This window comes from Bdellovibrio sp. GT3, assembly GCF_037996765.1.
Classification (GTDB): domain Bacteria; phylum Bdellovibrionota; class Bdellovibrionia; order Bdellovibrionales; family Bdellovibrionaceae; genus Bdellovibrio.
The window spans coordinates 1,124,227-1,143,261 of record NZ_JBBNAD010000005.1; the positions used below are offsets into that span (position 1 = coordinate 1,124,227).

The following is a 19,035-nucleotide window of genomic DNA, read 5'->3' on the forward strand; positions in this document are numbered from 1 at the left end:
GATTAACCTATGACCTTGCCATTCACGGCAGGGGAAAGGTGAAACCATGTCATTCGTATCTGGTTACCTTCCTGTTATTCCGCTTAGAAATGCCGTTCTGTTTCCCGGTGTCAGCATGCCTTTGCGGGTTGGAAGAGACCGCAGTATTCTCGCTTTGCAAAAAGCACTAACCAATCAAAAGTGGATCGTCCTCCTGACGCAGAAAAATCCCGAAAGCTCGCTGGAAAAGCTCGAGGATATGCACACAGTGGGCACGCTCTGCAAAATCGAATCGCATCGCAAGGAAGACGATGGCAGCTATACTATTTTTGTAAATGCCCATCAGCGTATACGTGCTCTGAATATGAGATTTGAAAACGGCATCTATGAGACTTTGACGGAAGGGGTTGAAGATATCCTGGTCGCTGACCGTAAGACCGAGGAAGCCTTGCTTGAAAGCCTCAAACAGATTGCCTATGAAACCGTGGATTTGCTTGGTAAACACATGCGTCGTGTGAAGGAGTGGATCGCCGAGATCGAAGAGCTTTCACTGCTGACCAATGTGTGTGCCGCTCACGCGGATTTCACTTTGGCTGAAAAACAGGGGATTCTGGAAACTGCAGATGTGCGTGAACGTGCGCTGAAAATTCTGGATCTTATGAAAGAGCAGAAAGAGCGTTTGAAAATTCAGCTCGATATCCGTCAAAAACTCAGTGAAAACATCAACCAAAGCCAGAAGGAAAGCATCCTTCGCGAGCAGATGCGTGTTATTCGCGAGCAGCTGGGGGATGAAGACAGCAATGAAATCACGGACCAGTATCGACAAAAAATTCAGGCGGCCGGATTGCCCGAAGAAGCTTTGGCGCTGGCAACCTCGCAACTGAAACGACTGGAGAACATCAATTCTGCATCTCCGGAGTATCAGATCATTCGCACGCATCTTGATTTGATGACTGAACTGCCGTGGAGCAAATCCTCGGTCGATCAGGAAATTGATCTGGAAAAAGCCGAAACGATTTTGAATGAAGATCATTTCGGCATGGATAAAATCAAAAAAAGAATTCTGCAGCATCTGGCGGTTATGAAACTGCGCAAGACGCATCAGGGTTCCATTCTGTTGTTTGTGGGTCCTCCGGGAGTCGGTAAGACCTCCTTGGGTAAAAGCATTGCGCGCGCTTTGAATAAAAAGTATGTGCGTGTGGCCTTGGGTGGCGTGCGGGATGATGCGGAAATTCGCGGACATCGTCGCACCTACATAGGGGCAATGCCGGGACGGATTATTTCTGGAATTAAGAAAGCCGGTGAAAACGATCCTGTATTTGTACTGGATGAAATCGATAAACTTTCGCGCAGCTTTAACGGTGATCCTGCCAGTGCCCTTTTGGAAACTTTGGACCCTGAGCAGAACAATTCTTTTCAGGATCATTACCTGGATACGGCATTTGATCTTTCGAAAGTTCTATTCATCGCTACGGCCAACGCGCTCGATACTATTCCAGGTCCGCTATTGGATCGTATGGAAGTCATTGAATTGACGGGCTACACGATAGAGGAAAAGAAAAACATCGCGAAACGTCACTTGTGGCCGAAACAACTTGCTGAGCACGGTATCGAGGAATCGCAGTTGGAAATCACAGAGGGCGCATTGTCCAAAATGATCACCGACTACACCCGGGAAGCCGGCGTGCGTGAACTGCAGAGAAAAATTGCGACGATATGCAAATACATGTCGATCAAGATTTTGAAAGCCGAAGGTGAAAAGCTGATCGTCGATATCAATGATCTGGATGATATTTTCGGTGCGGAAAGATTTACTTCTGAACTGACGGAAACCTCATTGCCACCGGGAGTGGTGACGGGGCTTGCATGGACTCCGGTGGGTGGTGACATCCTGTTTATCGAAACGGAGGAAATGCCGGGCTCAGGACAGCTTTTGTTGACGGGGCAATTGGGCGAGGTGATGCAGGAATCCGCAAAAATTGCGATGAGTCTGTTGAAGGCCAGATTGCCATTGATGGATCCAACGGTTGATTTCACCAAAAAAGAGGTGCATGTCCACGTTCCGGCGGGTGCGATCCCGAAAGATGGTCCGTCGGCAGGTGTAACTATGCTGACATCGATAGCCTCCAAGTTGCTGAAAAAACCGGTCAATCCAAAATTGGCCATGACGGGTGAAATCTCATTGCGTGGAAGTGTTCTGCCAGTGGGTGGCATCAAGGAAAAAATCATTGCGGCTCACCGTGCAGGTGTGACCGAAGTGATCTTGTGCAAACGAAATGAAAAGGACCTTCGCGAGGTTCCAAGTGAGATCAAAGACAAGATGAAGTTTCATTTCGTCGATAACGTCAATGATCTGCTGAAGATCGCCTTGGAAATTGATTTCCCGGCGTACAAGTTGAACTTTGATAACAATACGCAGATGTTCCCACGAGCTATCAATTAAAGTACGGACACACTTTCGCCAAAAAAGAAGGCCATGAGGTTATACTCATGGCCTTTGTCATTTTGAAGAACGTGTGTCGTAACTTTGGCGCTAACTTAATCTTTGAATTCAACGACGTTGACGGTGCGCTCAGATTTCATGGTACTGATGCGTTTGTTGATTTCTTCTGCCAGGGTTTCAAGTTCTTTGAACTCGTCGCCTTTACGCACTTTAAGTGGCGGAATGGACTCGCCCTTCATGATTCCGTAGACATATCTTTCAAAGGCATAGATGGGGCCGGCAATGCGATGGGAAAGGACTTTTCCGACTGCAAAAGTAATGGCACAAAATGCGATGCAGATAATAGTGAAGGTGATCACATAAGGCACCAGAAACTTATTCAAAAGAAATTGGTTATTGCCAACCAGCTCCTGAATGGTCACACGCAGATACGTGTAAGAGAAAACCAGACTGATCAGAGTAAGACTTAAACCCACGGCCATCATCAGAATGCAGTACTTTACCTGAAACGACAAATTGACCCAGAAACGTTTGCGCGAGTTGTTTTCCGGCCACAACAATTCTCCTTCGCGGATAATCGCATAGACGATCAAACCATAGCCAACCCATTGAAGGGCATCGGCGATATTGAAAGCCGGGCTGGACAAGGATGGAGTTCCGATAACAATGAAATCGACAACATATCCCCAGATGATTCGGTCGCCGACGTTGCCCAGAATCCCGCCGATTAATATCGAAAGGCCACAGCGCAAGGTCAGGGATTTGATGGGTAACAGGTATTGAATCAAAGCGTAAGTACACAGTAGGAATGCGCCGCCGGTGGAAAGTGAGACGATACGCAGCACTGATGGCAAATCTGAAAACAGGCCTAGCATTGCGCCGTGATTGTGGTGCAATACGAAGTGCAGTGGGCCGTGGGATATCACTGAAGTGATGTCCGTAGCCCACAGCTTAGTTACGCGGTCGACCAACCAGGTCGCAACAAGAGGAAGTATAACAATGAGCCATTCGCGCTTTTTCATGCACCTCAGTCTACCAAGAGAGGCTCTATTTGTTGCGAATTGATTTTTCGATCGCTACTATTGTCTAGGCATCATCAGGGAGGACGTATGCGATATTTTTTTCTAGTAACAGCATTGATGACTAGTTTTTCAGCAAATGCGAATTTGGATGCAAAGTCTGCTGAATCAGAAATGCAAAATCTGGCAAAGAAGTACAAGGTCCAGCTGTCTGATGTGGGTATTTACGCCACCACGGGTGAGGGTGACGGCCTGAAGGTTCTGCTTGATAACAATGGCTCCAAGATGATGATTCCTGCCTCCATCACAAAAGTGGTGACGGGATCCGCAGTGCTGGCAACGTTTCCGCCGGGGCACAAATTTAAAACTTCCATCTGGACTACGGGTGAAATAGTCAAAGGCACATTGAAGGGCAACGTTTACCTGAAGGGCGGAGGCGATCCGTCTTTTGTTTCCGAAAACATGTGGTTCTTGGTAAATGCATTTTTGCGAAATGATATCAAGCGTGTCGAAGGTGATATCATTGTGGACGACACTCTGTTTGATAAAATGCGCTACGATGAAAGCCGCCAGAAGGCGCGCGTGGATCGCGCTTATGATGCACCAGTGGGCGCGATGTCCTTCAACTGGAATTCGGTAAATATCTTTGTGCGTCCCGGTGCCAAATCCGGGGATGATGCCCGTGTGTATGTGGATCCTGAAAATGAATACATCCGCCTGGTGATGAAGGCGAAAACCACGAATGGCAACGACAACAAACTTCTTGCAGACCGCAAGGAAGACCCGAAGTTTGACGGGGATCTGTTGCATATCGGTGGCAGCATAGGAAAAAACAATAAGGAGCTGGCGATTTTCAAGAACATCACGCAGCCAGACCTTTGGTCAGGGTATAATTTCAAAAACTTTCTTTCGCAAAGAGGCGTGACAGTGACGGGCGCGGTTAAAACCGGAGAGACTCCGAAAACTGCTGCCATGGCTGCGGAAACTGACAGCAAGGCGATTGAACAAATCGTTGCGGATATGAATAAGTTTTCCAACAACTACGTCGCTGAAATGCTGACGAAAAACATGGGCACCCTGAAGAAAGAAAAGGGTGTGACATTGGTGGATGGAATGACCGCTTTGCAGGAGCATATTCAGTCTTTGCAAATTCCCAAAGAGCAAATTCACATCGAAAATCCATCAGGTTTGACTCGGGAAAACAAAATGTCATCGTTTGCCATGTGGAAAGTATTGCAGCACCTGCGCAACGATTTCAGAGTGCAACCTGAGTTTCTTCAAAGTCTTCCCATTGCGGGAATAGATGGAACCCTCAAAAAAAGAATGAAGGGAACAAAGGCCGAACGCTGGGTACGTGCTAAAACGGGATACTTAAATAGTGTTGTATCTTTAGCGGGTTACGCCGGGTTGGAGGATGGAAGAGTTATTACGTTCTCCTTCATTTATAATGGCTCGACTGATGAAGCAATGGTTCGACAATATTTTGATAAATTGCTCGAAAGTTTGGTAAACTGACTATGAAGAGAACACTAAGGGGATCATTCTCGTGAAGTACTTTGTCGTCTCACTTTTAGTCACAGCACTTATGGCTCCTGCCGCAAAGGCGCAGGATCTGAGTGATATATTCCCCAATATGGTTCCACGAGTTCTGCCGGAAACGCGTATGTGGCGTCCACCGATCTTCAAGAATCAAAACAAGTCATTGGGTTATAATTCAAATGCTTTTGCGACTCCGAAAGGAATGGAGAAGCAGGTGCAATTTTGGGTGGATGTGTACTCCAAGTACTCATCTGATCAGGGCATCCTTCATGATTCTGAAAACGTTGAAAAGGTTTATAAGATCGTTGATTTAAAAGGTCTGAAAACTGAACGTGAAAAACAGAAGAAAATCGATGAAGTAAAGAAAGACGTCATTGCCAAGGAAAAACTGAATAAAGAGCAGGCAGCGAATCTGCGCTATCAGTTGGGTCAGAAAGACCGCATGCAACAGGCGATTTTCTATTCCGGAAGATACATTGAAGATATGGAAAAGATTTTCCGCCAGGAACAGCTGCCGCTGGAACTGGTTCGTATGGTTTACGTGGAAAGCTCCTTTAATATCATGGCCCGCTCTAAAGTGGGTGCAAGCGGCGTTTGGCAGATCATGCCTTACACAGCAAGACCTTTCAGAATGATTTCCTCGTCGGTGGATAAGCGCAATCATCCAATGGATGCGACCCGAACGGCGGCGAAACTTTTGAAATCCAATTATAATATGCTTCAATCCTGGCCTCTGGCGGTGACGGGTTACAATCATGGACCGACAGGAGTTGCCAAGATGACCAAATCCTACAAGTCCCGCGAGTTGGGGCACTTGATTGAGAACGTGGAGTCGCGAAGAAGCTTTGGATTCGCTTCCCGAAACTTCTATGCCTGCTTCCTGGCGGCTTTGGAAGTTGAAAGAAATGCGCAGAAGTACTTCGACACGGTATTGTGGTCGAAACCACTACCTGCACAGGATTTGAAATTGCCGGTTGCGATTAAGTACCGGGATCTGGTGAAGTGGTTTGATGGGGATCACGATAAAGCTCAGGTTTATAATCCGCATCTGACTTACAATGTGATCAAAAAAGGATTCAAAATACCGTCGAAGACGGTGATTTCGGTGCCCAAGGACAAGTACAACGTGGCGTTGATTTCTTTGTCCCACAAAGGCCGATCGATCGCTTCAGACAAATAGATTCACAGCCTTTAAAAACAAAAAACCCGGTTTCTCAACCGGGTTTTTTTTATTCAGCTGTTTGAATATCAAGGTACTTCATGAACAACTTGGACATCTCACTGATGATTGTCGGGTCGTTGATGTAGTTTGGATTATCAATGGCCATGGTATTAGCCATGCCGATGAACGCGTTGACCATAATATAGGAAATCTTCTCCATGTCTTTACCTGGAATTTGCGGCAGATTGTACTTCACAGTTTCCTGGAAAAAACGGATGGATTCAGAGATATAAGAAGCGTCGGCTACGTAGTATTGAATTGTGGTCAGTTTGGCGCGCAGTTCGTACTGTCTGCGATAAGTTTCGAATGCCATTTCCAACATTGCGCGGACTCTTTGCTCCGGTGGCAGAGGGAAGATCGCACGCATTTTCTCGCTCATGATGCGTTTGTCTTCTTCCATCAGATTTTTTACCACGGCTTGAACCACAGATTCTTTGTTTCCAAAGAATTGATAAAGGGAACCAATGCTGACTCCAGCTTCTTTGGCGATTTTATCAGTAGTAATGGAGTAAAAACCTTCAGATACCAACAAACGAGAACATGCATCTAGAATTGTAGATACTGTCTGGCGAGAGCGTTCTTGAGTAGGCGCCTTAACAATGATCTTAGTTTTCTTCGCTTTTTCTTTTGCCATTTCCGTAGACTGAATCATCTGAATGATTCTCCCTTTCCTTTGGACGAGAGTCCTTAATGTGAGGACAGAATAGGTCCTGCTGGACGCGACAATCAAGTCTGGATTTTTGCATTCGTGTAATCCTTTGGACTAAGGTCTAGGAAAACTGGTCCAAAAGCCCCTTAAATTCGATTTGGGGCATAAAGCTTGTAATGTTTGCGACACGAAGGAGGGGTGTGGGAATAAAAAAAGGAGCCGCAGCTCCCTTCTATTAATTCAATTCATTCTCGCAGAATAATTGAGCTCGGTCTGAATTTGGTGGGTAGGCCATGGATTTGGCCAGTGTTTCACATTGCTTTTTACTGATTGTGGAACTGTACTCGCGAAGGCAATGCCACTTGGTTTCGTCTCCGGAGTCGGCATACTCCATTTGTTTGGCGATGGTTGCACAATCCTTCAGCGTTAGTTTCTTAAGATCATAAAGACAAACCAAGCGAGCTTCCTCGGCGTTGTTGGAGTATTCCATGGATTTAGCCACGGCCAAGCATTGGTTTGGAGTCAGCTCTGCCTTCTTTTTCTTCAGGCAGTTCGAGCGCCAGTTGTCTCTTTGATCCATGGCGAGCTTGGAACCACGAGGGGGTTCGCAGATGGAAGCCGAGGCCTCCACAGTATATATGGATACGATAGTAAGAACGGCAAAAATGATTTTCAACCAACGTGAGTTCATGGCGAGTCCCTGTTGCAAAAGTAAAACCCCGTTAAACTAGCTTATATTTCATTTGAGTGGCAACAGCTTGTCTAAGAACCCGACAATCAACACATTTTGACGTTTTTATAATAGACCCTATAGTTCTGGATGACGCAGAGCAGGTGTTGGTAAGCAGAACGACTTATGAAAATCCTAATTATCGCATTATCCCTTTTGGTTTTCTCGCCGGCATTTGCCAGCGACATCCTTGGCCCTAATTTTCACGAAGTTGAAAAGGGTGAGCTTTATCGTTCTGCTCAATTGGATGGCCTTGAACTAAAACGCTATATCAAAAAACATGGCATTCAAACGATCATCAATCTGCGTGGTGCCGAGCCTTTGTCCTTCTGGTGGCAGCAGGAAACTTCTGTCGCTAAGGCGATGAACGTCCTTCACTACAACATCCCGATGACCGCAGAGGAAATTCCTCACCGTAAAAATCTGATTCGTTTGATCAGTCTTTTTGATATGGTACCTCGCCCGATTCTGATTCATTGCCAAGGCGGCGCGGATCGCTCCGGTGAAGCTGCGGCAATTTACCAGATGATTTATGCTGGTAAAAGCAAAGAGGAAGCTTTGAAACAGCTGACTTTTAAATATCGCCATATCGCCAAAGTAAAGCCTGCAAAAAGATACTTTATCGATCAGGTTTGGAAGGGTGATGATTGGATGATCGCGAATTACGATCCATGCAAAGCCAACTACAAGTACTATAATAAAAAGAATTCTTACTGCAAAGACGGGGACGGGGAAGAAGACAGCGAAGAGTAGTCTTCGCCGCTGTCACTGTTACCAGCGAATCGGCTCAGGTTCCAACTCCACACCAAATTGCGCCTTCACATCGGCGCAAACCTGGGTCGCGGTCGTCCAGACATCATCGGCATCAGCGCCACCATGATTTACCAGCACCAGCGCTTGTTTTTCGAACATTCCCACAGGGCCGATGCTCTTACCCTTCCAGCCCGCTTGATCAATCAACCATCCCGCAGCTAATTTCACCATGCCATCCGCATAGGGGAAGCTGACCAGTGTCGGATACTTCACCAACAACTGATCGCGCACCGGGACCGGTACAATAGGATTTTTAAAGAAGCTGCCGGCGTTGCCGATCACTTCCGGATTCGGCAATTTGCTGGATCTTATTTCGCAGACTACTTTAGAGATAGTGCGAGGGTTGGCTTCCAATCCCTGGCGCTCCAGCTCTTTACGAATATCACCATATTCAAGGTGCAGCTTGTTTGCTTTTGGAAGGCGGAAGGTGACTTCCCAGATGATGTATTTCCCGGCGCCATCCTGCTTAAAGAAGCTATCGCGATAGGAGAAACGGCATTCTGAATTATTGAAAGTTTTAAGATCGCCGCTGCTTAAGTCCACACACGTCACTTCGAAAATGGAGTCCTTAACTTCAGAACCATAGGCGCCAATATTCTGAATCGGAGCAGCTCCAACAGTGCCGGGGATTAGCGAAAGATTCTCAAGGCCCCAATAGCCTTGATCCAAAGTCCAATGCACAAATTCATTCCAGACTTCTCCGGCTTGAGCTTTGACGTACCAGGCTTCGTTGTCTTCATGAATCAGCGAACGGCCTTTGTTGGCCAAACGGATGGTCAAACCACCGACTTTGGCTGGCAGAACCAGATTGGAGCCGCCGCCCAGAATACGCCACGTGATTTTCTTTAAAGCTTGGTCGTTAAGAAGGGCTTGTACGTCGGAAATAGCATGCAACTCTGTATAGAGTTCCGCCGTGGATTTTAAACCCAAGGTATTCAGCTTGCTAAGATCAAATTGTGCCTGAAGTTGCATTAGGGGAAACTATATTAAAAAACGCCAGCCTTGGCCATCATTCTTTCCAGGATGTCGTCTTTATGGATGAAACATATGCCAAGTCCCAATCCATTACTCCAGATTACTTCCGCGGCCACATTGTAGACGCGCTTTAAGGAGTTCAGTTCGACAGTGAGGTTTAGAAGGTCCCCTTTTCTTGGGACGTATTCGCCGTGGTTCACTTCGAGATAGGCGCCGGTCGCAGACAGATTACGCATTTTAGCCTCGGAGTTTCCGATATGGCCGTAAACCTCGAGCTTTGCGTTTTCTTTCGTCTTAAAGCGTTTAGCGCTCATTCTTCACCTCAACTAGAGTGCACACTCTTATTTTCGGGGCATTCTATGAAAACCCGAAGGGAAAAAGGTTGCATTCTCATTATGAGATCAAATTCTGGTCCCTACTTTTTCAGGTATGTAAGAAACGAAAAGGGAATAGGCAGTGAAACGTCTCGACGTTCAGTGAGTTTGAAAACACTTTCGTCAATTTCGGGATAATGTGTATCGCCCGGAAACTCGCGGTGGATCAGAGTTAAATACACTTTATCTGTGAGGTCCTTAACAAAAGCCTGTTTGTAAATCTCTCCACCACCGATGATGAAAACTTCCTCGCCCCAGTGTGCCGTCAGGGGGCGAGCATGCTCGACCGCCTCTTCCAGACTGGAAACGAAGACCACCGGACTTTTTTCGGTTGAGGGAAATGAGAACTTGGACGGATCGCGCGTCACTACGATGTGGTAGCGATTCGGCAAGGCCTTGCCATTGAAAGAATCAAAAGTCTTGCGACCCATGATCATGATGTGACCCTTGGTGGTGTCTCTGAAAAATTTCATGTCTTCAGGAAGCTCCCACGGGAGTCCGCCCTGAGTTCCAATAATTCGGTTTTCAGAGCACGCCGCAATCTGGGTCAAAATCATACTGCCACCGGAGCTTTGATTGCAGGGTGCGGGTCGTAGCCCACGATTTCGATATCTTCGTAAGTGAAATCAAAAAGATTTTTTACACTCGGATTCAATTTCAATTGTGGCAGTGGGCGTTCGTCACGAGCCAACTGTGTTTGAACTTGCTCGATGTGATTCGAGTAAATGTGCGCATCACCCAAGGTGTGAACAAAGTCACCGACTTCAAGGTTGCAGACTTGTGCGATCATATGCACTAGCAACGCATAGCTTGCGATATTGAATGGCACACCTAAGAAGATATCAGCGCTTCGTTGATACAGTTGGCAGGAAAGTTTTCCGTTCGCCACGTAAAACTGAAAGAACGCATGACATGGTGGCAAAGCCATCTTTTCAACGTCGCCCGGATTAAATGCAATAACCAACAAACGGCGTGAATCTGGATTCTTTTTGATTTGTTCAACCACGTTCGTGATTTGATCAATCGTGCGACCGTCAGCAGTTTCCCAGGATCTCCATTGTTTTCCATATACGGGACCCAAGTTGCCATTTTCGTCTGCCCATTCATCCCAGATCGTGACTTTGTTGTCTTTCAAATACTGGATGTTTGTTTCGCCTTTCAAGAACCACAAAAGTTCATGAAAGATCGAACGCGTGTGCAGTTTTTTTGTGGTCAAAAGAGGAAACCCCTCTTGAAGATTAAAGCGCATCTGATACCCAAACGTAGAGATCGTCCCTGTACCAGTACGGTCTTCTTTTTTGGTTCCGTTCTCTAAAACAAATTTCATCAGATCGTGATACTGCTTCATCTTATCTCCTGCGCCTGATTTTAAGTTTAAGTGGGGGTTCATTATTGGTCCAGCAAGCACAATGCGGCAAATTTACTTTCTATGTCGACATCACAGGAACGGGGGAAAGGTACGCCGTACCTTCCGGGGGTGCGCCGTGTTGACGATGACCTTTTGGCTGGAATGTAAGGTGATTATTACAACTCAACTCTGCGGTGGTGGAGCTGTGCAAACATTCAGCTCTTTGGTCATAATTGCGGGTTCGCTGATATCTAGTTTCACCCTTATGTGGTCTACTTGAACCACCAATCAGTCGTTCTCTTAGTTCATTAGATTCCCTTTTGTCCTTTATGAATGGCCCCTAGCTTTTTTAAGGAGGCAAAAATGGGAAAAAAAATATACGTTGGAAATCTTAGCTACAATACTGACTCTGATCTGTTGGCAGAGACTTTCAGTGCTTTTGGTACGGTTGAGTCTGCAAACATCATCACAGACCGCGAAACTGGTCGCAGCAAAGGTTTTGCTTTTGTTGAAATGTCCTCTGACTCTGAAGCTACTGCAGCAATTGAAAAATTGAACGGTATGGATTTGGGCGGTCGTGCGATGAATATTTCAGAAGCCAAGCCTCAAGCTCCACGCACAGGTGGTGGTGGCGGTCGCAACTTCGGTTCACGTCGTTCTTACTAATTTTTTAATAAAACACCGTATAAATGCAGATCCATCTTGTTGGTGGATCTGCATTTTTTATTTAAGGAGGAATGATGGCTAGAGATGACTTGATTATGATCGAAGGAAAGGTCTCCGATTTAAAAGGTGGCGGCATTTACTTTATCACTCTGCAAAATGGAATCGATATCAAGGCCAAGCTATGCGGGAAAATGAAGCGCTTCAATATCAAAGTGGTAGTGGGCGACAGAGTTACGGTCAGCGTTTCTCCTTATGACCCCACCCATGGCCTCATCACCCATCGCTTCAAAGCGTAGGCTTAAGGGACTATTCTCGCGCGTGTTTAAAATTTGTACATGATGCTTATTCCGTAGCCCCCCTAGGTTTGAGTACGGAGGGGCATGGGAGTTGTAGGTATAACGGCAGGAAGGAGCCGTTTATGGAACGCAACCACGGACCTATAGTATTTATGATCGTTATCGCCATAGTGGGCGGTTTGATTTACGTTGCCGAAAAGACCAAGGCTCCGGCCATGGTGCCTTCAGAGCCTTTGCCTGGTGCAATTCTGATTGCGCAACAAAACAGCAAAATTCCTTTTTCTGAATCCCTGAAGTCCGCGATGCCAAAGCTTAAAAAAGCAAAGCATGATTCAGGTTTTGATATGACTCAGATTCTGATCGATCAAGTTGTTCAACGTCTTTCCGAGCGTCGCAACGACTGGGCCTTGTTTGAAAAACAAGTGCGCTCCCAAGTCGCAAGTCTTTCCTATAACGATTTGATGTCTTTGGCGGCTAAAGCCCTGAATTCCGAAGCTGAAATTCGAGAGCGCGACGTTGCCGTATATCTTCTAAGTTTGGCAGGTATGCCTGCGCACAACGCTCTTTTTGAAGTGGTGAAAGCCCCGATGGCGGTTCAGCATGGTCGAGGCAAGTCTTTGCACCAATCTCAGGACGACTCTTTGAAGATGCGTGCCCTGGTTGCTTTGGATCAGTTGGCAGTTGCGAATCCGAACCAACTTTATAAGACGATGAACCTGGTTCGCAAGTCGAAGGCAAGTTCGCAAGTTAAAACAAATGCAATGGCAAGTCTTATAGGTATCTCCAAAGGCAAGCCGGGCAAATTGTCCCTTAAATTAAATCAAACAGTGGCATCTGCGGAGGCGCAATAATGGAAACTATGAAGGGTAAAATCATTCTTTTGTCAGCGTATGTGATCACTTGCATGGCGCTGGGTTATTACCACGCAAAAGTGAATGCGACGATGAAAAGCACGGCGACAGTCGCAGTTAGTAGTAAAAATTAATCTCGGCCTTATATTCTTCATCGTTCTTTGCCCCCAAGCGAAGACCGATATCCTTGCTTAAATTAATCTGAGCACCCGCAAACAGATCGCGGTATTCATCAAGACTGCCGTGATTGTCATAGCGATACCAGGCTTCGCCCAAAAGACTGAAGCTGTCTTTTAGATTATAACGAATCAAGATGGCAGGGCCCGCACCCATGCGAAATTTATCATTCACAAATCCTTCGTCATAGGCAAATCCCGCGCGCAGCCAGGCACTGGCGGTGAAGCTATGGAATAATTCCTTGGAAATACCAATACCGCCTTGAAGCGACAAGGGCATGCAGTCATAGGCGCACTCTGTCTGATAATCACGATCCCAGCCGACTTTAAGGCGCCATGAAGGCAAGTGACTGAATATTTCCCAATTGGACAGGGATACAATTTCAATCAAACCAATCTTTTCAAACTGCACACGACCCGCATCGGGGTTGTAACTGAAATCGGTTTGGATCATCTGCATTTCAGAATAAGCAGGGTAGCCACGTACGGGATCCAGTAAATCATGTAAAGCGAAGCGATGCCCCAGGGTCATTAGATCTTGTTGATTGCGGTGTAAGTAGCCACCCTTGGCGCGGAAGGAGCCATGGGCCTGATGGGGAGCATCCAGCTCGGGTACAGGCGCAGTGAGTTCCGGAGAAACTCGATTCACTTCAGCACGTGCGATAAGAATTTCTTTTTTTAATTTAAACTGACCTTTTTGTTGAAGCACTTGATCAGCATAGCGAAAATCAACGTAGTCGATCGCCGTGTCTAATAATTCCTGGCGTTCTTTTTCATCCGAACTTTCAGTCAGGACATCGACCTTTTCGCTCTGGATGAATTCCGCGAATTTGGATTTGGCAGAGTTGTCTAATGTATTCAGGCGAGCCTCAAAAGTGGCGCGACCAGAGGGACGATAGTTGGTTTTCTGAACCAGCCCCTGGGAGGAGTAAACCAGAATCATGGTGTCCCCCGGCATCACAGCCCTTTTTGTTTTATCAATCAATCCCAGTGAAGGCCTGACGGCATCCAGAGCGGCGATAATTCGGTAAGAACAGTTCTCGGTGAAATACCAATAGTCAAAATGTGCCTGTTGAAGTTCGTAGATGTGGGCCACCAGCAGATCGACTTCATCCTGGGAAAGATTCAAGTCGTATTCCCACAGATCGCGGCTCTCGAAATTATTGTATTCGCGAACTTTGAAATAGTAGGGGAGAACTTCGAAGCGGCCGGTGAACATCCCCAAGAGTCCCATGATGGCGTAACTGGAAGGAGTAGCCCCTTCGGGAATTCCGGAAAAGCCCACGCCAAAATCGATCAGTTCATATTTCTTTTCATTCAAAGAGGAGCTGCCGCGATTCAGACGTAAAAAAGAGTGACCATAGGCTGAGGCCGGATTGTTCATGTAGTAAGAGGAAAAGACATAAGTTGCGGAGTGTGCATCCAATATGCTGCGGAAATTTTCAAATCTCTGGCAGGAAACCTGAGGCCACGAAACCCCCGGCAATTTGCGGGTGAGATACAGAAATCTTCCCGGGAAAAGACATTGTGCACGTTCCTGCAGGTTTCCTTCAGGGGATTTGCGGGTGACGGCAGGATCAAAGATGGCCCGAATAGTGGCTTCCAGTTCCATGCGTGGGGAGCGTTTGCCTTCCTCTGCAAAAAAGAACAAAGGAGAATCGGCCTGACTTTGTTTGGTAAACCAATCATCGCGGCGGTAATTCAAAAGATTCAGCCACTGAGGATCCTGGTCAAGATGCAGCTTCAGTGCTTCTTGTACAACGGAGTCCGGCAAGCTTGGTGATGCTTGCAACGGAAGATAGAAAAAAAGAGCGAACAATAAACTGAACAATTTCATAAAATAAAAGAGGGACCGTGAGGCCCCTCTCATATTTACCTTAAGCTTTGCAGCTTAGCAAAAAATTAACCTTTAACAGAGCAAACTTTTTGCGCAGTTTCCATAACGCGCTCAGTGGATTGCTCGCCAGTGTAGATTGATTTGTAGTTGTTCTTCAAAGTTACGCCCAAAACGTCAGAGTTGCAGTTCATCATTTTGGAAAGAGTCATCAAAGTCTCGCCTTGGCCACGAACGATATCGTTTTCAAGAGCAACAGCGTTGTTGTCGATGAAAGCTTTCGTTTCGTTGGCTGCGAATACAGAAGGACCGCAGTTTGAAGTACCAGTGGACATACCGAAAGTTTGTACGCCTGTACCGTTCAAAGTTGAAGCGAAGATTTGGATTGGACCTGATTTGTTACCGAATGCCAAAGCACCCAAACCGCAACCCGCAGTTCCGTATGAACCGTTTGAAAGATCGCCTTTAGAGAATGCGAAAGCTGAAGAAGTAGAAGCCAATACGATTGCTGCAAGAATCATTTTTTTCATGTGGAATCCTTCCGTGATGTTAAACACTGATGAAAAGTCTGAACGTGATTCTGCCATTGGGCAAATAAAATTCTATATAGATTCGTTATTGCAATTAGACCGTACAGAAGTCGTGACAAGCGGCATTGATTTCTTCTGTGTTTGCGAATTAACACTTGAAAACAATATTTGTCTTCCGTGATTGGTGAGGGGTGTGGAGGCTGTCTCAATCTGAGAAAACACCGTCGCAGTCAGTTTAATTGAATTTCAAGCCTCATATTTTTACGGGGCTTGGTCTGGTCGTTGCATTATAGATCTGCATCAAGGAGTTTTCATGAACAAGGCGACTTATATTATTGCGGCTATGATTTTGGGTTTCACAATGTCTGCGCAGGCTCAGTCTTCAAAGGCACGAACCAAATTCAGACCACAATATGCAGCTGGGGAAATGCAGGCAGCGAATGAAATGGACAGCGTTCAAACCATGTCGCAACGTCAGGAAGTCCTTGCCACTCAAACTATTCCAAATCCAATGGTCACCTTGGAACCTACAATTGGTTATGTCAGTTCCACTTTCACTGGTATTGAAGGCATTAATGGCTCCAGCGTTGATTCTGTATCTCGCATGCAAGGCGGAGCAGGTGTGCTGATTGGTCGCGGTATGTGGCAATTTGAATCAGGCTTGTTGTACTCCCAGCGTGGAGGCAAGTTAAACATCAATGCCAATGATGTGGTGAAAGCCGGTATCGATATCACTCTGACTTATATTGATCTTCCGGTGATGGCGCGTTTTTCGTGGCCACACTCTTCCAGATCGCATTTCTTTGCACGCGGTGGTGCTGTAGTTGGTTTCCTGACTGAAGCAAATACGGAAGTAACCGCACCAGTCAATTATATGGGAGCAACGGCTTCGAATACCGCTTCCCAAGATTTGAAAGACAGCTTCAACTCCACCGACGTTCGCTTGGCCTTGGGCATGGGTTATGACTGGAAGTTCGCTCGTAAAATGGGCTTGGTGGTTCAAGCCGATTTCCAGGAAAGTCTAAACAAAGTAAATAAAGAAGAAATATTGCCAGGCAAGGACATGTTCAACATGGGCTTGATCCTAAGCGCCGGACTGTCTGTTAAAATGTAAAGACCGCACTGGAAGCTATGGCTTTCTGAAAATAAAAAACCACAGAGGGTCGGCTGTGGTTTTTTTATTTTTGGGATTCGTTACTTCTACTGGAAGTTTTGAACTTGCGCGATATATGGAAGATTGCGGTAGTAGCCTTGGTAATCCAAGCCGTAACCAACTACGAAATCATTCGGGATTTTGAAGCCGACGTGGTCCACTTCACATTTCACTTTCAAAGCTTCAGGCTTTTCAAGCAAAGCGATTGTCGTCAAAGATTTTGGTTTGCGCGACATGATGGAGTTTTTCAAATAGTTCATTGTCAGGCCCGTGTCCACGATGTCTTCAACCAGGATCACGTGTTGGTTTTCAATCGGAGATGCAAGATCCAAAGTCACTTTCACTTCGCCAGAAGAGGAAGTGCCACCGTGGTAAGAGGCCACGCCGAAGAATTCGCAAGTGATGTCAGCGTTGATCGCTCTGATAAGATCAGAGTAGAACATGAAGGAGCCCTTCAGAACGCAGATCGCGATGACCTTTTCGTTTTTGAATTGTTTGGATAGAATTTCGCCCAGCTCTTTAACTTTGAGTTGGATTTTTTCTTCAGAGATATAAGGTTTCAAAGTTAAATTCGTCATGGGAACTCCTAAACAAATGAATTATTCATGATCTCGCCGAAACCGCCGCCGCCGGGAACGATATATTGTTGATCGTTCAGGCCGCGCTCTTGATCCCAGAATTGACCCGGCTTTGCATTTAAAACTGCCTGAGGGGACAGCCCACGGTCAAGTCTTAAGGCATAGATTACGACTTCGGGATGTGATCCTAACAAATTCTTTAAATACTCCGGAGTCACAATCAGGTTCAATGCGATAAATTTTTTAGCTGGTCCTGGGATGTGCTGCTTATAGTGGTTGATGGCGTGAACCATCGTATTACCAGTGGCCCCCATTGGGTCGGGCAAAATCACACACGCATCTTTAACGTCGCCCCCGATTTTCATGCCGCCGAACTCAGCCCCTGTGACGTGATGTTTGCTGTCTGTCATGCGCGCTGAAAAGATATGATCCTGACGAACGTTGATGGCTGGAAGGGCGAAATGCAGGAAGTTGTAGCAGATATGACTTGGATACGTTCCAGCGCGCGCCAGGTTCACGCTGACCGCCTTTTGGGATTGAGCAATGCGATTGCTGTGCAAAAGCTGGTCTGGGTGGTGCTCGGTCATGCGGGTGGGTTGAGTGAAGTTTTCGCGCTCAAACTCATTGTTGACCGTGATTGAAATCAAATGCGTATACAAGACCTCCACGATGCGGTTGATTTCAGGTTGAAAGCAGTCAGGAGAGCAGGCCTTTGCCAGCAAACCATTCAAAAATGGACTGTCGATCAGATGAACGCGGGGGCCATATGCGTGTTCTAGTTCTTGCTGAAACTGAGCCATGGTGGACCTTTCACGCGAACTCGGGTGGAAGGTCTTCGGGAATGACTATTTGCTGTCGTATTCGACGAAGATCACGAATTCGCTTTCGCCTGCTCTAAATTGAGGAGAGCGCAGAATTTTGTATACATCAAGCGCTGTCAGTTCGTCATCATTTTCAAGATTTGACTGAGTGGGCATAACACCGGCCATTAAGAACCCGTTTTCGCCGCCAATCTCAAATATAGCGGGGAAGGACTTTCTTTGGATTTCAAAACCACCACTTGCGGCCGGTTCGCGCCAGGTTCTTTGGATCTCAAGGTTTCCACGCAGACTGTTGCCGTCCACGTCGGACAGCTCGATGAACGTTGTCAATCCAATCTCAACTCCAGGAGTCGAGCGATTCTTGATGCCGTATGTCCATTGCAGTGATTTTCCCACTTCAACCGGGCGCTCTTCCTTATGCAGAATTTTTATACCCGCCATCTGCATGCGTTTTTCCATTCCAGGGATGATGCCCGCCGAATAGTCCGTGAAAGTCATAAATTGGCCGGTATTGCGTGCGGATTCAATCAGGCGATTTAGTGACTGGCGATTGACCTCAGTATAAAACACAGTCACATGAGGTCCGCTGCCCGCGGGTGCTGCATTGTCGGCAGAAAGTCCTCTTGCGGCTGCCAGCATTTTTCCAACATCCGCGTCTGCGCTGGTGCCTGCTGATCCCGCGGGAACTTCAGTTGCACTTCCGGCCACGGCCAATTCCATTTCCGGTGGAGGAGGTGGAGGGGGTGGTAAACTGTTGGAAGCGTTAACACGTACAACAGGGCGGGAAGTGCTGGCGACTTCCGCTTGATTGCTTTGTTTGTTTTTATAGATATAAAAACCACCGCCTGCGACCACCGTCACTAAAAGTGCGACATGCAGAGCGGGATTTTTAAAAAAGGTTTGCCACCATGGTTGAGCCTGCGGTTTAAAGCTTTCCATATCGACGCCACATTGAGCGCAATATTTATCTTGAGGTTGTTGGAAGCCACAACGCGGGCAAGTTACCATCATCGCAAATAAATCCTGTTAATATTCGAAA

At 46.6% G+C, this 19,035-nt stretch carries 21 protein-coding genes; 9 read left to right on the forward strand and 12 right to left on the reverse strand.

The features are described 5' to 3' along the window. The first annotated feature begins 46 nt into the window (after window positions 1-46). The gene (gene lon / locus AAAA73_RS12880) at window positions 47-2,422 is read left to right on the forward strand and encodes an endopeptidase La (protein ID WP_340598794.1); all 2,376 of its coding nucleotides are present in this window, start codon (window positions 47-49) and stop codon (window positions 2,420-2,422) included. Window positions 2,423-2,517: 95 nt separating this feature from the next. On the opposite strand, the gene AAAA73_RS12885 is transcribed toward lon, so the two are convergent. After that, window positions 2,518-3,444, reverse strand: a complete 927-nt coding sequence (locus AAAA73_RS12885) for a signal peptidase II (RefSeq protein WP_340598796.1) — start codon at window positions 3,442-3,444, stop codon at window positions 2,518-2,520. Between the two features lie 87 nt (window positions 3,445-3,531). Here AAAA73_RS12885 and dacB point away from each other — a divergent pair, with 87 nt between their 5' ends. Both dacB and AAAA73_RS12895 read left to right on the forward strand, forming a co-directional pair. Then, complete coding sequence (gene dacB, locus AAAA73_RS12890; protein WP_340598798.1) at window positions 3,532-4,956, forward strand: D-alanyl-D-alanine carboxypeptidase/D-alanyl-D-alanine endopeptidase; 1,425 nt, start codon at window positions 3,532-3,534, stop codon at window positions 4,954-4,956. Between the two features lie 31 nt (window positions 4,957-4,987). Continuing rightward, a complete protein-coding gene (locus AAAA73_RS12895) occupies window positions 4,988-6,160 on the forward strand; it encodes a lytic transglycosylase domain-containing protein (protein ID WP_340598799.1) in 1,173 nt (390 codons plus the stop codon). A gap of 49 nt (window positions 6,161-6,209) precedes the next feature. On the opposite strand, the gene AAAA73_RS12900 is transcribed toward AAAA73_RS12895, so the two are convergent. Continuing rightward, the gene (locus AAAA73_RS12900) at window positions 6,210-6,854 is read right to left on the reverse strand and encodes a TetR/AcrR family transcriptional regulator (RefSeq protein WP_340598800.1); all 645 of its coding nucleotides are present in this window, start codon (window positions 6,852-6,854) and stop codon (window positions 6,210-6,212) included. A 232-nt stretch (window positions 6,855-7,086) separates the two neighbouring features. After that, complete coding sequence (locus tag AAAA73_RS12905; protein WP_340598802.1) at window positions 7,087-7,542, reverse strand: hypothetical protein; 456 nt, start codon at window positions 7,540-7,542, stop codon at window positions 7,087-7,089. A 165-nt stretch (window positions 7,543-7,707) separates the two neighbouring features. Between AAAA73_RS12905 and AAAA73_RS12910 the strand changes: the two genes are divergently transcribed. After that, the gene (locus AAAA73_RS12910; RefSeq protein WP_340598803.1) at window positions 7,708-8,334 is read left to right on the forward strand and encodes a dual specificity protein phosphatase family protein; all 627 of its coding nucleotides are present in this window, start codon (window positions 7,708-7,710) and stop codon (window positions 8,332-8,334) included. 18 nt (window positions 8,335-8,352) lie between these two features. Here the strand turns inward: AAAA73_RS12910 and murB are convergent, their stop codons facing one another. The 4 genes from murB to AAAA73_RS12930 form a co-directional block, all read right to left on the reverse strand. Further along, complete coding sequence (murB, locus tag AAAA73_RS12915) at window positions 8,353-9,366, reverse strand: UDP-N-acetylmuramate dehydrogenase (RefSeq protein WP_340598804.1); 1,014 nt, start codon at window positions 9,364-9,366, stop codon at window positions 8,353-8,355. A 14-nt stretch (window positions 9,367-9,380) separates the two neighbouring features. Next, window positions 9,381-9,683: a PilZ domain-containing protein gene (locus tag AAAA73_RS12920; RefSeq protein WP_340598805.1), complete on the reverse strand. Its 303-nt coding sequence runs from the start codon at window positions 9,681-9,683 to the stop codon at window positions 9,381-9,383. Window positions 9,684-9,784: 101 nt separating this feature from the next. Continuing rightward, complete coding sequence (locus AAAA73_RS12925) at window positions 9,785-10,300, reverse strand: dihydrofolate reductase (protein WP_340598807.1); 516 nt, start codon at window positions 10,298-10,300, stop codon at window positions 9,785-9,787. Further along, a complete protein-coding gene (locus tag AAAA73_RS12930; protein ID WP_340598808.1) occupies window positions 10,297-11,091 on the reverse strand; it encodes a thymidylate synthase in 795 nt (264 codons plus the stop codon). The genes AAAA73_RS12925 and AAAA73_RS12930 overlap by 4 nt, the downstream gene beginning before the upstream one ends. Before the next feature lie 363 nt (window positions 11,092-11,454). Between AAAA73_RS12930 and AAAA73_RS12935 the strand changes: the two genes are divergently transcribed. The 4 genes from AAAA73_RS12935 to AAAA73_RS12950 all read left to right on the forward strand — a co-directional run bounded on the left by AAAA73_RS12935 (window position 11,455) and on the right by AAAA73_RS12950 (window position 13,038). Continuing rightward, window positions 11,455-11,757 carry an RNA recognition motif domain-containing protein gene (locus AAAA73_RS12935; RefSeq protein WP_340598809.1) on the forward strand — a complete coding sequence of 101 codons (303 nt, stop codon included), beginning with the start codon at window positions 11,455-11,457 and terminating at the stop codon, window positions 11,755-11,757. Window positions 11,758-11,831: 74 nt separating this feature from the next. Continuing rightward, window positions 11,832-12,053 carry a translation initiation factor IF-1 gene (gene infA / locus AAAA73_RS12940; protein ID WP_445292044.1) on the forward strand — a complete coding sequence of 74 codons (222 nt, stop codon included), beginning with the start codon at window positions 11,832-11,834 and terminating at the stop codon, window positions 12,051-12,053. A 122-nt stretch (window positions 12,054-12,175) separates the two neighbouring features. Further along, window positions 12,176-12,904, forward strand: coding sequence for a hypothetical protein (locus AAAA73_RS12945; RefSeq protein WP_340598813.1), 729 nt, complete (start codon window positions 12,176-12,178; stop codon window positions 12,902-12,904). Beyond that, on the forward strand, window positions 12,904-13,038 hold the full coding sequence (locus AAAA73_RS12950; protein ID WP_340598815.1) for a hypothetical protein: 135 nt from the start codon (window positions 12,904-12,906) through the stop codon (window positions 13,036-13,038). Before AAAA73_RS12945 ends, AAAA73_RS12950 begins: the two co-directional genes overlap by 1 nt. Here the strand turns inward: AAAA73_RS12950 and AAAA73_RS12955 are convergent. Continuing rightward, entirely contained in the window at window positions 13,022-14,917 is a 1,896-nt protein-coding gene (locus tag AAAA73_RS12955) for an Lnb N-terminal periplasmic domain-containing protein (protein WP_340598816.1), read from the reverse strand. The two genes, AAAA73_RS12950 and AAAA73_RS12955, sit on opposite strands and share 17 nt — an antisense overlap. Before the next feature lie 65 nt (window positions 14,918-14,982). Continuing rightward, window positions 14,983-15,444 (reverse strand): DUF3015 family protein, encoded by a 462-nt coding sequence (locus AAAA73_RS12960; protein WP_340598817.1) that lies wholly within the window; start codon window positions 15,442-15,444, stop codon window positions 14,983-14,985. Between the two features lie 313 nt (window positions 15,445-15,757). Between AAAA73_RS12960 and AAAA73_RS12965 the strand changes: the two genes are divergently transcribed. Further along, a complete protein-coding gene (locus AAAA73_RS12965) occupies window positions 15,758-16,558 on the forward strand; it encodes a porin family protein (protein WP_340598819.1) in 801 nt (266 codons plus the stop codon). An 86-nt stretch (window positions 16,559-16,644) separates the two neighbouring features. Here the strand turns inward: AAAA73_RS12965 and hpt are convergent, their stop codons facing one another. Genes hpt through AAAA73_RS12980 form a run of 3 tightly spaced genes read right to left on the reverse strand, consistent with a single transcriptional unit; the run spans window position 16,645 to window position 18,935 of the window. Continuing rightward, complete coding sequence (hpt, locus tag AAAA73_RS12970) at window positions 16,645-17,175, reverse strand: hypoxanthine phosphoribosyltransferase (RefSeq protein ID WP_340598821.1); 531 nt, start codon at window positions 17,173-17,175, stop codon at window positions 16,645-16,647. An 8-nt stretch (window positions 17,176-17,183) separates the two neighbouring features. After that, the gene (locus AAAA73_RS12975; protein ID WP_340598823.1) at window positions 17,184-17,975 is read right to left on the reverse strand and encodes a uracil phosphoribosyltransferase; all 792 of its coding nucleotides are present in this window, start codon (window positions 17,973-17,975) and stop codon (window positions 17,184-17,186) included. Between the two features lie 45 nt (window positions 17,976-18,020). Further along, on the reverse strand, window positions 18,021-18,935 hold the full coding sequence (locus AAAA73_RS12980; protein ID WP_340598825.1) for a hypothetical protein: 915 nt from the start codon (window positions 18,933-18,935) through the stop codon (window positions 18,021-18,023). Between the last annotated feature and the right edge of the window lie 100 nt (window positions 18,936-19,035).

What these genes read in the sequence shown, in the direction of transcription:
- lon (WP_340598794.1), top strand. Translation starts at nt 47, where the DNA reads ATGTCATTCGTATCTGGTTACCTTCCTGTTATTCCGCTTAGAAATGCC.
- AAAA73_RS12885 (WP_340598796.1), bottom strand. Translation starts at nt 3,444, where the DNA reads ATGAAAAAGCGCGAATGGCTCATTGTTATACTTCCTCTTGTTGCGACC.
- dacB (WP_340598798.1), top strand. Translation starts at nt 3,532, where the DNA reads ATGCGATATTTTTTTCTAGTAACAGCATTGATGACTAGTTTTTCAGCA.
- AAAA73_RS12900 (WP_340598800.1), bottom strand. Translation starts at nt 6,854, where the DNA reads ATGATTCAGTCTACGGAAATGGCAAAAGAAAAAGCGAAGAAAACTAAG.
- AAAA73_RS12905 (WP_340598802.1), bottom strand. Translation starts at nt 7,542, where the DNA reads ATGAACTCACGTTGGTTGAAAATCATTTTTGCCGTTCTTACTATCGTA.
- AAAA73_RS12910 (WP_340598803.1), top strand. Translation starts at nt 7,708, where the DNA reads ATGAAAATCCTAATTATCGCATTATCCCTTTTGGTTTTCTCGCCGGCA.
- murB (WP_340598804.1), bottom strand. Translation starts at nt 9,366, where the DNA reads ATGCAACTTCAGGCACAATTTGATCTTAGCAAGCTGAATACCTTGGGT.
- AAAA73_RS12920 (WP_340598805.1), bottom strand. Translation starts at nt 9,683, where the DNA reads ATGAGCGCTAAACGCTTTAAGACGAAAGAAAACGCAAAGCTCGAGGTT.
- AAAA73_RS12925 (WP_340598807.1), bottom strand. Translation starts at nt 10,300, where the DNA reads ATGATTTTGACCCAGATTGCGGCGTGCTCTGAAAACCGAATTATTGGA.
- AAAA73_RS12930 (WP_340598808.1), bottom strand. Translation starts at nt 11,091, where the DNA reads ATGAAGCAGTATCACGATCTGATGAAATTTGTTTTAGAGAACGGAACC.
- AAAA73_RS12935 (WP_340598809.1), top strand. Translation starts at nt 11,455, where the DNA reads ATGGGAAAAAAAATATACGTTGGAAATCTTAGCTACAATACTGACTCT.
- infA (WP_445292044.1), top strand. Translation starts at nt 11,832, where the DNA reads ATGGCTAGAGATGACTTGATTATGATCGAAGGAAAGGTCTCCGATTTA.
- AAAA73_RS12945 (WP_340598813.1), top strand. Translation starts at nt 12,176, where the DNA reads ATGGAACGCAACCACGGACCTATAGTATTTATGATCGTTATCGCCATA.
- AAAA73_RS12950 (WP_340598815.1), top strand. Translation starts at nt 12,904, where the DNA reads ATGGAAACTATGAAGGGTAAAATCATTCTTTTGTCAGCGTATGTGATC.
- AAAA73_RS12955 (WP_340598816.1), bottom strand. Translation starts at nt 14,917, where the DNA reads ATGAAATTGTTCAGTTTATTGTTCGCTCTTTTTTTCTATCTTCCGTTG.
- AAAA73_RS12960 (WP_340598817.1), bottom strand. Translation starts at nt 15,444, where the DNA reads ATGAAAAAAATGATTCTTGCAGCAATCGTATTGGCTTCTACTTCTTCA.
- AAAA73_RS12965 (WP_340598819.1), top strand. Translation starts at nt 15,758, where the DNA reads ATGAACAAGGCGACTTATATTATTGCGGCTATGATTTTGGGTTTCACA.
- hpt (WP_340598821.1), bottom strand. Translation starts at nt 17,175, where the DNA reads ATGACGAATTTAACTTTGAAACCTTATATCTCTGAAGAAAAAATCCAA.
- AAAA73_RS12975 (WP_340598823.1), bottom strand. Translation starts at nt 17,975, where the DNA reads ATGGCTCAGTTTCAGCAAGAACTAGAACACGCATATGGCCCCCGCGTT.
- AAAA73_RS12980 (WP_340598825.1), bottom strand. Translation starts at nt 18,935, where the DNA reads ATGGAAAGCTTTAAACCGCAGGCTCAACCATGGTGGCAAACCTTTTTT.